Genomic DNA, 14281 nt, shown 5'->3' on the forward strand with positions numbered 1-14281 from the left:
CTGTTTTTGTCGAAGGAGGCAGGCGATCAAAGGATCAGAAAATCAATACGTAGGTCTTGCGCACGGTCTCGTGGATATCCCAGATACCGGTGCTGTTGGCCGGCAACATCAGTGCGTCGCCGGCTTCTATGGTCAGCGGCTCGCCGCCATCGGGGGTGAAGGTGCAGCGGCCCTTGATGAAGTGGCAGAACTCCTGCTGCTCGATCTGGCGCCGCCAGCGGCCCGGGGTACATTCCCAGATGCCGGTTTCGACGCCGTCGTTGCGCTCCACGCAGGTCACCGAGGTGACCGCCACCGGCTCGCCCAGGGGCACGGCCACCGGGTTTGACTGTTCGAGAGCGACGCTATGGGTGTGCTTGAACTGGGTAATGCGCATGCCGGTGGTCCTGTGCAGGGGGAAGTCAGTGCATCAGGCTTTCCATGAAGTCCGCCACACCGCTGGCCAAGCGCCGGCGCCAGGGGGCGCTGGCCGGGTTGGCAAGGGTCTGGTCTTCGTGGACGAAGCTCTTGATGATCGCGTTGTAGCCGAGCCAGCGGCATGGCTCGGGCTCCCAGCGCGCCAGGCTGTTCAGGCGCGCCGCGGGGTGTACCCAGGGCTGGGCGGTGAGTGCGTTGCGTTGGCCCAGGATCAGCGCCGCCACGGTGCGCCCGCCCAGGTTGCTGGCGCCCACGCCTTCGCCGCCATAGCCACCGGCCAGGGCGATTCCCTGCTCGGCATCGCACAGCATGTGCGGGCGAAAGCGCCGCGCCATGCCCAGGTTGCCGCCCCAGGCGTGGGTGATGTCGACGTTCTTGAGCTGCGGAAACAGCTCGCCGAACAGGTAGCGGCGCAGGCCGATTTCGCTGTCGCTGAGGGTGAAGTCTTCGCGCAGGCGCCCGGCGAAGCGATAGCCGCCGCGGGCGCCGAACACCAGGCGGTTGTCGGCACTGCGCTGGCCGTAGGTGACCTGGCGGCTGTTTTCGCTGAAGGCCTGACCGGCGTTCAGCCCGATCTGCTCCCACACCTGCTCAGGCAGCGGCTCGGTGGCCACCAGCAGGCTCTGTACCGGCAACTGATAGCGACCCAGCGGCGGCAGCCCGACGGCATAGCCTTCCACCGCCGGCACCACCCACTGGCAGCGCACCTGTGCCTGGGCGGTGCGTACCTGCCCCTTGTGCCAGTCGATGACCGGGCTGTTCTCGTAGAGCTTCACCCCCAGACGCTCGACGGCCCGGGCCAGGCCGCGCACCAGTTTGGCCGGGTGCACGGTGGCCACGTTCGGCGTGTAGATCGCCCCATAGGGCTTGGCGATGCGCAGCTGCGCGGCCAGCTCGACCGGGCTCAGCCAGCGATACTCGGCCTCGTTCAGGCCCTGCCGGTAGAGCTTTTGCAGGTAACTGCGCAGGCTCGCTTCCTGCTCGGGGTAGCGCGCCGCGCAATAAAGGGCGCCGCCCTTGCGGTAGTCGCAGTGGATGCCTTCGCGCTCGAGTACCGTTTCCACTTCGTCGGGGATGCCGTGCAGCAGGTCATAGGCGTCGCGGCGCTGTTCGGGGGAGCAATCGGCCAGCAGGCGGTCTTCGCCCAGCAGGTTGCCCATCAGCCAGCCGCCGTTACGCCCCGAGGCGCCGAAGCCTGCGATGTTGGCCTCGACGATGGCGATGTTCAGGTGCGGTGCCTGGCGCTTGAGGTAGTAGGCGCTCCACAGGCCCGTGTAGCCGGCGCCGATGATGCATACATCCACGTCTAGGTCCTGGCGCAACGCCGGGCGCGCGATCAGCGGCTCGTCAAGCTGGTCCATCCAAAGGCTGATACTGCGCCATGCCTGCATTGTGTTCGGCTCCACATCCGTAACGGTGTGGGCCGATGCTAGGGCTGGGCGGGCGGATTGTCTTGCGTGCGTGTCCGCAGAGAAATCTGTTGCACGTAGGCCTTGGGCGACAGGCCGGTGTGCTGGCGAAAGCACTTGTAGAACGCCGACAGTGAATTGAAGCCGGCGGCGAAGGCCAGGTCATCGACCTTGGGCGCCGGGCCTGCGCGTTCCAGTTCAGCCAGCAGATGCTGCAGGCGGGCCTGGTTGACGTAGCGGTAGAAGCTCTGGCCCAGCACCTGGTTGAGCAGGTAGGAGATCTGGTTGCGGCTGTAGCCGCACTCGCGGGCGACCTGTTGCAGGTCCAGTTGCGGGTCCAGATAGGGCTGGCGACGGGTGAAGTAGTGCTGCAGGTCCTGGGCCATGAAGCTCAGCTGGCGCGGTGACAGGCCCAGGCGGCTGGTGGCCGGGCGCAGGCTGGGGTGGCCGGTGTGGCGTGAAGGCTCGCGCACCAGCGAGGCGTATTCGTTGACCTGCCAGATCAGGCCGTCGCGCACGGTGATGGCCTCGCTGGCACGAAACGCGGTGATGCCGTCGCCGCCGCGCAGCGTTACCTGGTACTGGATGAAGGCGGTGCAGCCGTCGGTGCGGATGCGGTCGCTGTGCACGATGTCCTCGCCGTCCTGGCGCGGCATGCTGGCGGCCACGTATTCGCGCAGCTCGGCCAGGTGCAGTACGCGGTTCTGGAAGAAGTCGTTGTACTGGATGTCGGGGTGATAGAGCGCCATCACGCCGTCGAGGTCGCGGTGTTTCCAGCACAGGTGGTAGCGCAGCACGGTGGCGGCGGTTTCGGCGGTGTGTTCGGGGCCGTCGGGGATCGGGTGTGCGGCCATGGGGCTGGCTCATTGGAGGTAGGAAAGCAGAATACCTGCAGGGCCCTATCGCGGGTCAAGCCCGCTCCCACAAGGACAGCAGTGATCCGTGTGGGAGCGGGCTTGACCCTCGATTGCTGGCGCAGCGGTTCTAGAGAAACTGCTCCGCATAGTGGCACGCCACCTGCCGTGTACCCACTGGCCGGAACGCCGGTTCTTCACTGGCACAGCGCTCGGTGGCATACGGGCAACGCTTGTGGAACGCGCACCCCGGCGGTGGGTTCAGCGGGTTGGGCAGCTCGCCCACGATCCTGATCTTTGGCTTGAGCGGGTCGGGGTGAATGGTCGGGGTCGCCGACAGCAGGGCCTGGGTGTAAGGGTGCAAAGGCCTGGCATAGATATCCTCCTTGGGCCCCATTTCCGCCGGGCGCCCCAGGTACATCACCAGCACCTGGTCGGCCACATGCCGTACCACCGCCAGGTTGTGCGAGATGAACACGTAGGCGGTGTTGAACTCCTTCTGCAAATCCATGAACAGATTCAGCACCTGCGCCTGGATCGACACGTCCAGCGCCGAGGTCGGCTCGTCCGCCACCAGCACCTTGGGTTGCAGCATCATGGCCCGCGCCAGGGCGATGCGCTGGCGCTGGCCACCGGAGAACATGTGCGGGTAGCGCTGGTAGTGCTCGGGCCGCAGGCCCACCTGCTGCATCATCGCCTGCACCTTCTCGCGGCGTTCGGCCCTGGACAGCCGGGTGTTGATCAGCAGCGGCTCGGCCAGTTGGTCACCGACCTTCTGGCGCGGGTTGAGCGAGGCATAGGGGCTCTGGAACACCATCTGCACATCGCGGCGCAGTTGCCGGCGCTGCTGCTTGCTGGCACCGGCCACCTCCTGCCCGGCGATCTGCAACGAGCCCGACGACGGTTCCTCGATCAGGGTCAGGGCGCGGGCCAGGGTCGACTTGCCGCAGCCGGATTCGCCGACCACGGCCAGGGTCTTGCCGGCCTCCAGTTCGAACGACACCCCATTGAGGGCGCGTACCAGGGCATGGCCCTTGAACAGGCCCAGGGACACTTCGTAATGACGGGTGAGGTCACGGGCGGTCAGTACGACGCTCATCACGCCACCTCCTGGTTGAGCGGGTAGAAGCAGCGGGCCAGGCTGTGGGCCTTGGGGTCCAGGCTCGGACGCTGCTGGCGGCAGTGGTCCTGCACGTAGGGGCAGCGCGGCGACAGCAGGCAGCCGTGGGGCCGGTCGTAGCGTCCGGGCACGATGCCGGGCAGGGTCGCCAGGCGCTCGGCGCCTTCGCTGTGCTCGGGGATCGCTGCCAGCAGGGCTTCGCTGTAGGGGTGCGCAGGCACCTCGAACAGCTCGGGCACCTGGCCGACTTCCACTGCCTGGCCGGCATACATCACGCACACGCGGCGGGCGGTTTCGGCCACCACGGCAAGGTCGTGGGTAATCAGGATCAGCGCCATGTCCTGCTCTTTCTGCAGGTTGAGCAGCAGCTCCATGATCTGCGCCTGAATGGTCACGTCCAGCGCCGTGGTGGGCTCGTCGGCGATCAGCAGCTTGGGTTCGCCGGCAATCGCCATGGCGATTGCCACGCGCTGGCTCATGCCGCCGGAGAGTTGATGGGGGTAGGCATCCAGGCGGCTTTCCGGGGCCGGGATCTCGACCTTCTTCAGCAGCTCCAGCGCACGCTGGCGCGCCGCCTTGCCGCGCAGCCCCAGGTGCTGGCGCAGCACCTCCTCGATCTGGAAACCCACGGTGTAGCTGGGGTTGAGTGCGGTCATGGGGTCCTGGAAGACCATCGCCATGTCCTTGCCGACCACCTTGCGCCGCTGCCGGCCGCTCAGGGTGAGCATGTCGCTGCCGTTGAAGGTCAAGGCGTCAGCGGTGATGCGCCCGGGGGCGTCGATCAGGCCCATCAGCGCCATCATGGTCACCGACTTGCCCGAGCCGGACTCGCCCACAATCGCCAGCACCTCGCCCTTTTCCACGTTCAGGTCGAGGCCGTCGACCACCGGTACCGCCGAGGCGTCGCCGAAGCGCACGCTCAGGTTCTTGATGTGTAGAAGTGACATGGGCTTCTCCTCAGGCGGCATTCTTGAGTTTCGGGTCCAGCGCATCGCGCAGCCCGTCGCCCATCAGGTTGATTGCCAGCACGCTGAGCAGGATGGTCAGGCCCGGCAGGCTGACCACCCACCAGGCGCGTTCGATGTAGTCGCGGGCCGAGGCCAGCATGGTGCCCCACTCCGGGGTCGGCGGTTGCACGCCCAGGCCCAGGAAGCCCAGCGCGGCGGCATCGAGAATCGCCGAACTGAAACTCAGGGTGGCCTGCACGATCAGCGGCGCCATGCAGTTGGGCAGCACGGTGACGAACATCAGGCGCGGCAGGCGTGCCCCGGCCAGGCGTGCGGCGGTGACGTAGTCGCGGTTCAGCTCGCCCATCACCGCGGCGCGGGTCAGGCGCACGTAGGCCGGCAGCGAGACGATGGCGATGGCGATCACGGTGTTGATCAGGCCAGGGCCCAGGATCGCCACGATGGCCACCGCCAGCAGCAGCGAGGGCAGCGCCAGCATCACGTCCATCAGGCGCATGATGGACGGGCCAAGCAGACGCGGGAAAAACCCGGCCAGCAGGCCCAGCAGCACGCCGGGGATCAGCGAGATCAGTACCGACGACAGGCCGATCAGCAGCGACAGGCGCGAACCCTGGATCAGCCGCGAGAGCAGGTCGCGGCCCAGCTCGTCGGTACCCAGCAGAAACTGCCACTGGCCGCCTTCGAGCCATACCGGCGGGGTCAGCAGGAAGTCGCGGTACTGCTCGCTGGGGTTGTGCGGCGCCACCCACGGGGCGAACAGCGCGCAGAACACGATCAGGCACATGAACAGCAGGCCGGCCACCGCGCCCTTGTTGCGTGAGAAGGCGTGCCAGAATTCCTTGTAGGGGGAGGGGTAGAGCAGGCTCTGGTCGAGCGGCGCGGCGTCGACGGCAGCGGTTTTTGCAAGCGGATTGGTCATGAGCGAAGGCCTCAGCGCTGATGTCGGATGCGTGGGTTGGCCAGGCCGTAGAGGATGTCCACGACGAAGTTGACCAGGATCACCAGGCAGGCAATCAACAGGATGCCGTTCTGTACCACGGGGTAGTCACGGGCGCCGATGGCTTCGATCAGCCATTTGCCGATGCCCGGCCAGGAAAAGATGGTTTCGGTAAGCACCGCGCCACCGAGCAACGTGCCGACCTGCAGGCCGACCACCGTAAGCACCGGGATCAGCGCGTTGCGCAGGCCGTGCACGAACACCACCCGTGCCGGCGACAGGCCCTTGGCCCGTGCGGTGCGGATGTAGTCCTCGCGCAGCACTTCGAGCATCGAGGAGCGGGTCATGCGTGCGATCACCGCCAGCGGGATGGTGCCGAGCACGATGGCCGGCAGGATCAGGTGCATCAACGCGTCCTTGAACGCGCCTTCCTCGTCGCTGAGCAGGGTGTCGATGAGCATGAAGCCGGTGGTCGGCTCGATGTCGTAGAGCAGGTCGATGCGCCCGGACACCGGCGTCCAGCCCAACCCGACCGAGAAGAACATGATCAGGATCAGGCCCCACCAGAAGATCGGCATCGAGTAGCCGGCCAGGGAGATGCCCATGACCCCGTGATCGAACAGCGAGCCGCGCTTGAGCGCGGCGATCACCCCGGCCAGCAGCCCGACGATGCCGGCGAACAGCAGCGCGGCCATGGCCAGTTCGAGGGTGGCGGGGAACAGCGCGAGAAACTCGTGCCACACGCTTTCGCGGGTACGCAGCGACTCGCCCAGGTCGCCCTGGGCCAGCTTGCCGACGTAGTCCAGGTACTGCTGCGCCAGCGGCTTGTTCAGGCCGAGCCGTTCCATGGCCTGGGCGTGCATCTCGGGGTCGACCCTGCGTTCGCCCATCATCACCTCCACCGGGTCACCGGGGATCAGGCGTATGAGCGCGAACGTGAGCAGGGTGATGCCGAAGAACGACGGGATCAACAGGCCCAGACGCCGTGCAATAAAACTAAACATCGTGTGGTGTACCTCATCAGCCTAAGGCATGCCTGCGAGCGCCCGGGGGCGGGCGCTGCAAGCGTTATCGTTCTACTTCACCCGCGTGTTGGCGAAGTTGTTGTTGGTCATCGGGTTGATGACGTAGCCCTCGACGTTCTCGCGCAGGGCGGTGAACACCTTCGGGTGGGCCATGTTGATCCACGGTTTGGCCTCATCGTACACCGCCAGTGCCTGGACATAGAGTGCGGCGCGTTGATCGGGGTCGGCGGTTTCGCGGGCGTGGTCGATCAGCACCTGGAATCGCGGGTTGCACCAGCGTGCGTAGTTTTCCCCATTCTTCGCTGCGGCGCAGCTGAGCAGCGGGGTCAGGAAGTTGTCCGGGTCGCCGTTGTCGCCCGCCCAGCCGGCCGACACCATGTCGGCTTCGCCGGCCTTGGCGCGGCGCAGCATCTCGGCCCATTCCATCACGCGGATGTCGACCTTCAGGCCGACCTGGGCGAGGTCGGCCTGAAGCATCTCGGCGCTCAGGCGCGGGTTGGGGTTGGTGGGCCCGCCGCCGTTGCGGGTGAACAGGGTGAGCACGGTGCCTTCGGGTACGCCGGCCTCCTTGAGCAGCGCGCGGGCCTGTTCCAGGTCGCGGGGCGGGTTGCGGTTCTGGCTGTTGTAGCCCATCAGGGTCGGCGGGTAGGGGTTCACCGCCAGCAGGGCGTTGCCCTTGCCGAACAGTTGCTCGACATGGTGTTCGCGGTCGAAGGCCAGGTTGATGGCGCGTCGTACGCGCACGTCGCTCAGGTACCTGTGCTCGGTGTTGAGCGAGATGTAGCCGGTGGTCAGGGCCTCCATTTCGGCCACCTTCAGGCGCGCGTCGGCCTTGATGCCGGGTATGTCGTCAGGCTTGGGGTACAGCGCCACCTGGCATTCGTTGGCGCGCAGCTTCTGCAGGCGCACGTTGTTGTCGGGGGTGATGGCGAAGATCAGCGCATCGCTCGGCGGCTTGCCGCGAAAGTAGTCCGGGTTGGGCCTGTAGCGCACCTGCGCGTCCTTGTTGTAGCGCTGGAAGATGAACGGGCCGGTGCCGACCGGCTTGCTGTTGAGTTCGGCGGTGGTGCCGGCCTTGAGCAACTGGTCGGCGTATTCGGCGGAATAGATCGAGGTAAAGGCCATGGCCAGGTCGCGCAGAAACGGTGCCTCGGGGCGGGTCAGGTGAAACGCCACGGTGTGCGGGTCGAGCTTTTCCACCGACTTGAGCAGGTGCTGGAAACCCATGCTCTCGAAATAGGGGAAGCCGATGCTGGTCTTGTCGTGCCAGGGGTGGGCGGGGTCGAGCTGGCGCTGGAAGCTCCACAGCACGTCGTCGGCGTTCAGGTCGCGGGTGGGGGTGAAGTAGTCGGTGGTGTGGAACCTGACCCCGCTGCGCAGGTGAAAGGTGTAGGTCAGGCCGTCGGGGCTGACCTCCCAGCGTTCGGCCAGGGCCGGCTGCACCTCGGTGGTGCCGGGCTTGAAGTCCACCAGGCGGTTGAACAGGGTTTCTGCGGCGGCATCGGCGGTGACGGCCGTGGTGTACTGCACGATGTCGAAGCCCTCGGGGCTGGCCTCGGTGCACACCACCAGGGGCTTGGCCATCAGCGGGGCTGCGGCGCTCAACAGGATGGCTGCAAGGGCAGCCTGTAGGGTTGACTGTTTCATGACACTTCCCTGCATTCGATTAAACCAGCGTAGCCATCGCGGCCGATTCGGCGAATCGGCCGCGACCTGCCGCCCTAGAGGATGTTGAACGGAATGGTTGTGACCACGCGCACCTCGTTCAGGCTCCCGTCACCCTGCAATTTGCTGGCGCGGTGGGTGGTGTAGGTGGCGCGCACGGTGGTGTCCTTGAACGCGCCGCCTTGTACGGCATAGCTGGTGCCGATGCCCCATTCGTCGTGGTGCTCGCCGTCGAGGTTCTTCACGTCGTAGCCACCGCCCTTGTAATGGGTGCCGTCGATGCCCCAGCCGCGGGCGTTGTACAGGTTGAACTTGAGGCCGGGCACGCCGAAGGGGGCCATGTTCAGCACGTAGCCGATCTGCAGTGATTTCTCGTTGGGGCCGTTGAAATCCGACAGCAGCGAGTTGGCCAGGAAGATCGCGTTGGTGTCGTGCAGGTAGTCGAAGTACTCGTTGCCGTTGACCTGCTGGTAGGCGACCGACACGGTGTGCGCCTGGTGGGTCAGGGCCAGCGACAGGCTGAAGGTGTCGTTGTCGATGGCGCCCAGCTTGCTCTGGCCGGCGTCGCGGGTCTTGTAGTAGTTGAGCCCGGTGTTCAGGCCCAGCACCGCGTTGTCGCCCAGCAGGTGGTTGGCGCCGAAGTAGTACTGGTTCCACAGGTCCTCGACCTTGGACACGTAGAGGCTGGTGCTCAGGCTCTGCAGCGGCTGGTAGTTGACCCCGGCCATGCTGACCCGGTCGGTGAACTGGCGGGAATCGCCATACTCGGAGCGAAACTTGCTCTGGCCCTGCTCGGTACGCATCGACACACGGTCGAAGGTGCCCAGGTCGAAGCTCAGGTTGTCGAACTCGGCGCTGTGCAGGCTCACGCCCTGGAAGCTGGAGGGCAGTGCGCGGTTGCCGATGTAGGCGATCACCGGGGTGTCGATGGACTGGCGGCCGGCGGTGAGGGTGGTGTTGGACACCCGGGCCTTGAGGTTGGCCAGGCCGACCTTGCTCCACTGGTCGAGTACCTCGCCGTCGCTGTGGGTGAGGGTGCGGTTGTTCGGCCCGGCCACGCTGGCGCGACCGCGCTGCAGGGCCACCGCGTTGTACAGCGCCACTTCGGTGCTCAGGCCCACGGTGCCCTCGGTGAAGCCGGAGGTGTAGTTGAGGAGGGTGCCCTGGACCCAGTTGTCGCGGCTGCTGGTGGGGTGGCGGCTGCCGTCGCGCTTGCTGTACGACCACAGTGGCCCGCGGGTGGCGTGCTCGTGGGCGTACCAGTTGCGGGTCGAGCCGGACAGGCGCTGGCCGTCGAGAAAGCCGCTGGCCTGGGCCTGGTCGGAGGTGGTGCGCAGGGTAAGCGCAACGAAATCCTGGCTGACGGGCTCGGCCTGGGCCAGCGCGCTCAGGCCGCCAAGTGCCAGGCAAAGTGCTGCGTGTCGGGTAGGTCTCAAGGTGATGCTCCTTTGCATGTTTTTATTAGCCGCCGGGCCTCGTGAGCCCGGCGGGTGCGGCGGTGAACCTTGGGAGGGGGCGGGCAGAGGTCAGTCGACGCTGACGCCCGAAAAACTGTTGCGCCCGAACGGGCTGACCTTGAAGTCCTGTACCCGGACGCTCAGCGGTTGATGCACGGTGGAGTGGGCGACCGGGGTGATCGGCACCTGCTGCTTCATGCGCTGCTGGGCCTGCTGGTACAGCGCGGTGCGCGCGGCGGGGTCGGTGATGCGCTTGGCCTGCTGCACCAGGGCGTCGTATTCGGGGTCGCACCACATCGACACGTTGTTGCTGCCGATGGCACCGCAGCTGTAGAGGGTGCCCATCCAGTTGTCGGGGTCGCCGTTGTCACCAGTCCAGCCCAGCAGCATCACGTCGTGCTCGCCGTTCTTGGTGCGCTTGATGTACTCGCCCCATTCGTAGCTGACGATCTTCACGTCCAGCCCGACCTTGCCCCAGTCGGCCTGGAGCATCTCGGCCATCAGCTTGGCGTTGGGGTTGTAGGGGCGTTGCACCGGCATGGCCCACAGGGTGATGGGCGTGCCGGGCTTGACCCCGGCGGCCGCCAGCAGGGCGCGGGCCTTGTCGGGGTCGTAGCCGGCATCGCGGATGCTCGGGTCGTAGGACCACTGGGTGGGCGGCATGAAGTTCACGGCCAGTTGGCCGGCATCCTGGTACACCGCCTTGACGATGGCCGCCTTGTTCACCGCCATGTCCATGGCCTGGCGCACCTGCAACTGGTCGAACGGCGGGTGCTGCACGTTGTAGGCGATGTAGCCCAGGTTGAAGCCGGGCTGGTCGAGCATGTTGATCTTCGGGTCGGCGGCCAGGGCCTTGAGGTCGGCGGGGCGCGGGTTGACGGTGACCTGGCATTCCCCCTTGCGCAGCTTCTGCACCCGCACCGAGGCATCGGTGTTGATCGAGAAGATCAGCTGGTCGAGCCTGACCTGCTGCGGGTCCCAGTAGTCGGGGTTGGCCCGGTAGCGGATCTGCGCATCCTTCTGGTAGCGCTGGAACACGAAGGGGCCGGTGCCGATCGGCTTCTGGTCGAAGTCGCTGAGCCGCCCGCTGGCCATCAGCTGGGTGGCGTATTCGGCCGAGACGATCGAGGCAAAGCCCATGGCCAGGTTCTGGATGAAGGCGGCATCGACGCTGTTGAGGGTGAAGACCACCGTGTAGGGGTCGCGCTTTTCGACCCGGGCGATGTTCTTGTCCAGGTCCATGCTGACGAAATAGGGGAACTCGGCCGGGTAGGCCACGCGAAACGGGTGCTGCGGGTCGAGCATGCGCTGGAAGGTGAGCAGCACGTCGTCGGCGTTGAAGTCGCGGGTGGGGGTGAAGTCCTTGTTGGCGTGGAACTTCACGCCCTGGCGCAGGCGGAAGGTATAGGTCAGGCCGTCATCGGAAACGTCCCAGCCGGTCGCCAGCGAGGGGATGACGCGGGTGGCGCCGCGTTCGAATTCCACCAGGCCGTTGTACAGCGGCTCGGCGGCGTCGTTTTCGATGGAGGTGGTGTACTGGGCGATATCGAAGCCGCCCGGGCTGCCCTCGGAGCAGAACACCAGGTTGCCCTTGGCCAGGGCTGTCGGGCCATAGGCCAGTGCCCCCAGGCCCAGCAGTGCGGTGAAAACCGGAGAAATACGCATGCGGTCCCATTCCTTTGTTGTTGTACGAGGCGTGGGGGGCGCGGCGACAGCAGGGTGCCAGCACCACCACGCGCTCCACGGTAGGGACGCGGGCGGCGGGCGTGCAGGTAAGGAAGTGGGTGTGAGGCGTGGGAAAAATCTTGGTGTGGTGTCGTAATTTTCAAGCAGGTATCAGTGCCCCGCGTGCACCGATGAGCTCGGCGCCCGCAGGGACAGGCTAAACATCGCGTTGCGTGTCTATTGGCTGACGCTTACGCCGTAGAAGGCATTCAGGCCGAAGGGGCTGATCTTGAAGTCCTGCACGGTCTTGCGCATCGGCTGGTACACCGTGGAATGGGCGATCGGGGTGATCGGCACCTGCGCCTTGATGATGTGCTGCGCCTGCTTGTACAGCTCGGTGCGTCGGGCCTGGTCGGGGGTGGCCTTGGCCTGCTTGATCAGCGCGTCGTAGGCGGGGTCGCACCATTTGGAGAAGTTGTTGCCGTTCACCGCGTCGCAGCCGTAGAGGGTGCCCAGCCAGTTGTCCGGGTCGCCGTTGTCGCCGCTCCAGCCGATCAGCATGGCGCCGTTCTCACCGGCCTTGGCGCGCTTCATGTATTCGCCCCACTCGTAGCTGACGATGCTGGCCTTGATGCCGATCTTCGCCCAGTCGGCCTGGATCATCTCGGCCATTAGCCGGGCGTTGGGGTTGTAGGGGCGTTGCACCGGCATGGCCCACAGGGTGATCTCGGTGCCCTCCCTGACCCCGGCCTCGTGCACCAGCGCCTTGGCTTTGGCCGGGTCGTAGGGCACGTCCTTGATGGTGTCGTCGTAGCTCCACTGGGTGGGCGGCATGGCATTGACTGCCAGTTGCCCCGCGCCCTGGTACACCGCGTCGATGATCTGCTGCTTGTTCACCGCCATGTCCAGGGCCTGGCGCACCTTGAGCTGGGCCATCGGGTTGGGCGCGGTGGTGCCCTTGATCGGGTCGGTCACGTTGTAGGCGATGTAGCCCAGGTTGAAGCCGGCCTGGTGCGGCAGGTTCAGGTTGGGGTCCGCTTCCAGCGACTTGAGGTCGGCCGGGCGCGGGAACAGGGTGATCTGGCATTCGTTCTTCTTGAGCTTCTGCATGCGCACCGACGGGTCGGTGGTGATGGCGAAGATCAGGTTGTCGATCTTCACGTCCTGCGGTTGCCAGTAGGTCTTGTTGCCCTTGAAGCGGATCTGCGCGTCTTTCTGGTACTTGGCGAACACGAAGGGGCCGGTGCCGATCGGCTTCTGGTTGATGTCGGCCGGCTTGCCCTGCTTGAGCAGTTGCTCGGCGTATTCGGCGGACTGGATCGAGGCGAAGCTCATGGCCATGTTCTGGATGAACGCGGCGTCCACGCTGGCCAGGGTGAACCTGACCGTGTGTTCGTCGAGTTTTTCGAGCTTGACGATGTTCTTGTCCATGCCCATGTCGGTGAAGTAGGGGAACTCGGTGGGGTAGGCCTTGCGAAACGGCAGGTTCCTGTCGAGCATGCGGTTGAAGGTGAACAGCACGTCATCGGCGTTGAAGGGGCGGCTGGGCTTGAAGTAGTCGGTGCTGTGGAACTGCACGCCTTCGCGCAGGTGGAAGGTGTAGCTCAGGCCGTCGTCGCTGATGTCCCAGCGTGTGGCAAGCCCGGGGATCACCGCCGTACCGCCGCGTTCGAACTGGCTGAGGCGGTTGAAGACGGTCTCGGCCGAGGCGTCGAAGTCGGTACTGGTGGTGTACTGGCCCGGGTCGAAGCCCGCCGGGCTGCCCTCGGAGCAGAACACCAGGTTGCTGGCCGCATGGGCTAGCGGTGCGCCGGCCAGCAGGCCTGCGCCGAGCAGGTAGGGAAGGACCGCGTGTTTGAGCATTGTTGGCCTCATCGATGTCATTGGTGCGCCGGGCGGCCAGTAGGGCCGCTCGGCGGGCAGGGAGGCTGGCCTGTTGACCAGCGCGACCCTCAAACCATAGCTGACAGCGATGCAGGCGTTGCCCGCGGGTGAATCAGGGCATCAGCACTTCGATGGTGCCGTCTGCGCTGAGGCTGACCTGGCTGGTACCGGCTTCGATTTCCGGGCTTGGCGCGGCTTCGGCGTCCATGCTGGCCTTCATCATCATGGCGCCGCGGGCGTAGGGGTGCGGGTAGCCGCTGCTGTTGAGGTTCAGGTTGACCACCTTGTAGCCCTTGCCGCCGAGGGCTTCGGTGGTCAGCTGGGCGCGGGCCTTGAAGGCGTCGATGGCATCCTTGAGCAGGGCGTCTTCGCTGCTCTTGCGGGTGGCCGGGGCGATGGCGAAATCCATCCCGCCCATCTTCAGGTCCTGCAGCAGCTCGCCGGTGAGCTTGGACAGCGCCGGGAAGTTCGCGCTTTCCAGGCGCAGCTCGGCACGTTCGCGCCAGCCGGTGATCTTCTGGTTCTTGTTGTCGTAGATCGGGTAGCTGTTGCGGCTGTCCTGGCTGAGCTTGACGTCCTTGACCGCACGGGCCTTTTCCAGCGCCTTGTTCATGCTGGTGGTGATCTCGTTGGCCAGCTTGGCCGGGTCGGTGTTCTGCGCCTCGGTGTACAGGGTCACGACCATCAGGTCGCGGGCGACTTCCTTGCTGGCTTCGGCGCGCAATGAAACCTGGTTGTAGCGAGGCTCGTCGGCCAGTGCCGCAAAGCTGGCAAACAGGCCGGTCGCGAGGACGAGGGTGGTACTGGCGCGAGACACAGTGTGCATGGGCAACTCCTTGAAATTGAGGCGTGGCGGCGGTCGATCCCGACCACGCAGACC

At 65.8% G+C, this 14281-nt stretch carries 12 protein-coding genes; all 12 read right to left on the minus strand.

The features are described from left to right. Positions 1 to 34: 34 nt before the first annotated feature. Complete coding sequence (locus KH389_RS04830; RefSeq protein ID WP_043862498.1) at positions 35 to 376, minus strand: cupin domain-containing protein; 342 nt, start codon at positions 374 to 376, stop codon at positions 35 to 37. 25 nt (positions 377 to 401) lie between these two features. After that, on the minus strand, positions 402 to 1808 hold the full coding sequence (locus KH389_RS04835; protein WP_054916395.1) for an NAD(P)/FAD-dependent oxidoreductase: 1407 nt from the start codon (positions 1806 to 1808) through the stop codon (positions 402 to 404). Positions 1809 to 1846: 38 nt separating this feature from the next. Beyond that, a complete protein-coding gene (locus tag KH389_RS04840) occupies positions 1847 to 2680 on the minus strand; it encodes an AraC family transcriptional regulator (protein WP_043862496.1) in 834 nt (277 codons plus the stop codon). 130 nt (positions 2681 to 2810) lie between these two features. Then, a complete protein-coding gene (locus KH389_RS04845) occupies positions 2811 to 3779 on the minus strand; it encodes a peptide ABC transporter ATP-binding protein (protein WP_043862495.1) in 969 nt (322 codons plus the stop codon). Then, entirely contained in the window at positions 3779 to 4747 is a 969-nt protein-coding gene (locus KH389_RS04850) for an ABC transporter ATP-binding protein (RefSeq protein WP_054916393.1), read from the minus strand. Before KH389_RS04850 ends, KH389_RS04845 begins: the two co-directional genes overlap by 1 nt. Before the next feature lie 10 nt (positions 4748 to 4757). Beyond that, positions 4758 to 5687 (minus strand): ABC transporter permease subunit, encoded by a 930-nt coding sequence (locus KH389_RS04855; RefSeq protein ID WP_078479966.1) that lies wholly within the window; start codon positions 5685 to 5687, stop codon positions 4758 to 4760. An 11-nt stretch (positions 5688 to 5698) separates the two neighbouring features. Next, complete coding sequence (locus KH389_RS04860) at positions 5699 to 6709, minus strand: ABC transporter permease subunit (RefSeq protein WP_043862492.1); 1011 nt, start codon at positions 6707 to 6709, stop codon at positions 5699 to 5701. Between the two features lie 72 nt (positions 6710 to 6781). Beyond that, positions 6782 to 8377: an ABC transporter substrate-binding protein gene (locus KH389_RS04865; protein WP_196932736.1), complete on the minus strand. Its 1596-nt coding sequence runs from the start codon at positions 8375 to 8377 to the stop codon at positions 6782 to 6784. 74 nt (positions 8378 to 8451) lie between these two features. Next, a complete protein-coding gene (locus KH389_RS04870) occupies positions 8452 to 9831 on the minus strand; it encodes an OprD family porin (protein WP_231390709.1) in 1380 nt (459 codons plus the stop codon). Between the two features lie 90 nt (positions 9832 to 9921). Then, positions 9922 to 11517, minus strand: a complete 1596-nt coding sequence (locus tag KH389_RS04875) for an ABC transporter substrate-binding protein (protein WP_213606979.1) — start codon at positions 11515 to 11517, stop codon at positions 9922 to 9924. A gap of 237 nt (positions 11518 to 11754) precedes the next feature. After that, a complete protein-coding gene (locus tag KH389_RS04880; protein WP_213606980.1) occupies positions 11755 to 13380 on the minus strand; it encodes an ABC transporter substrate-binding protein in 1626 nt (541 codons plus the stop codon). 133 nt (positions 13381 to 13513) lie between these two features. Further along, the gene (locus KH389_RS04885) at positions 13514 to 14227 is read right to left on the minus strand and encodes an SIMPL domain-containing protein (RefSeq protein WP_043862487.1); all 714 of its coding nucleotides are present in this window, start codon (positions 14225 to 14227) and stop codon (positions 13514 to 13516) included. Positions 14228 to 14281: the final 54 nt, after the last annotated feature.

The organism is Pseudomonas qingdaonensis, assembly GCF_018398475.1.
GTDB classification, from domain to species: domain Bacteria; phylum Pseudomonadota; class Gammaproteobacteria; order Pseudomonadales; family Pseudomonadaceae; genus Aquipseudomonas; species Aquipseudomonas palmensis.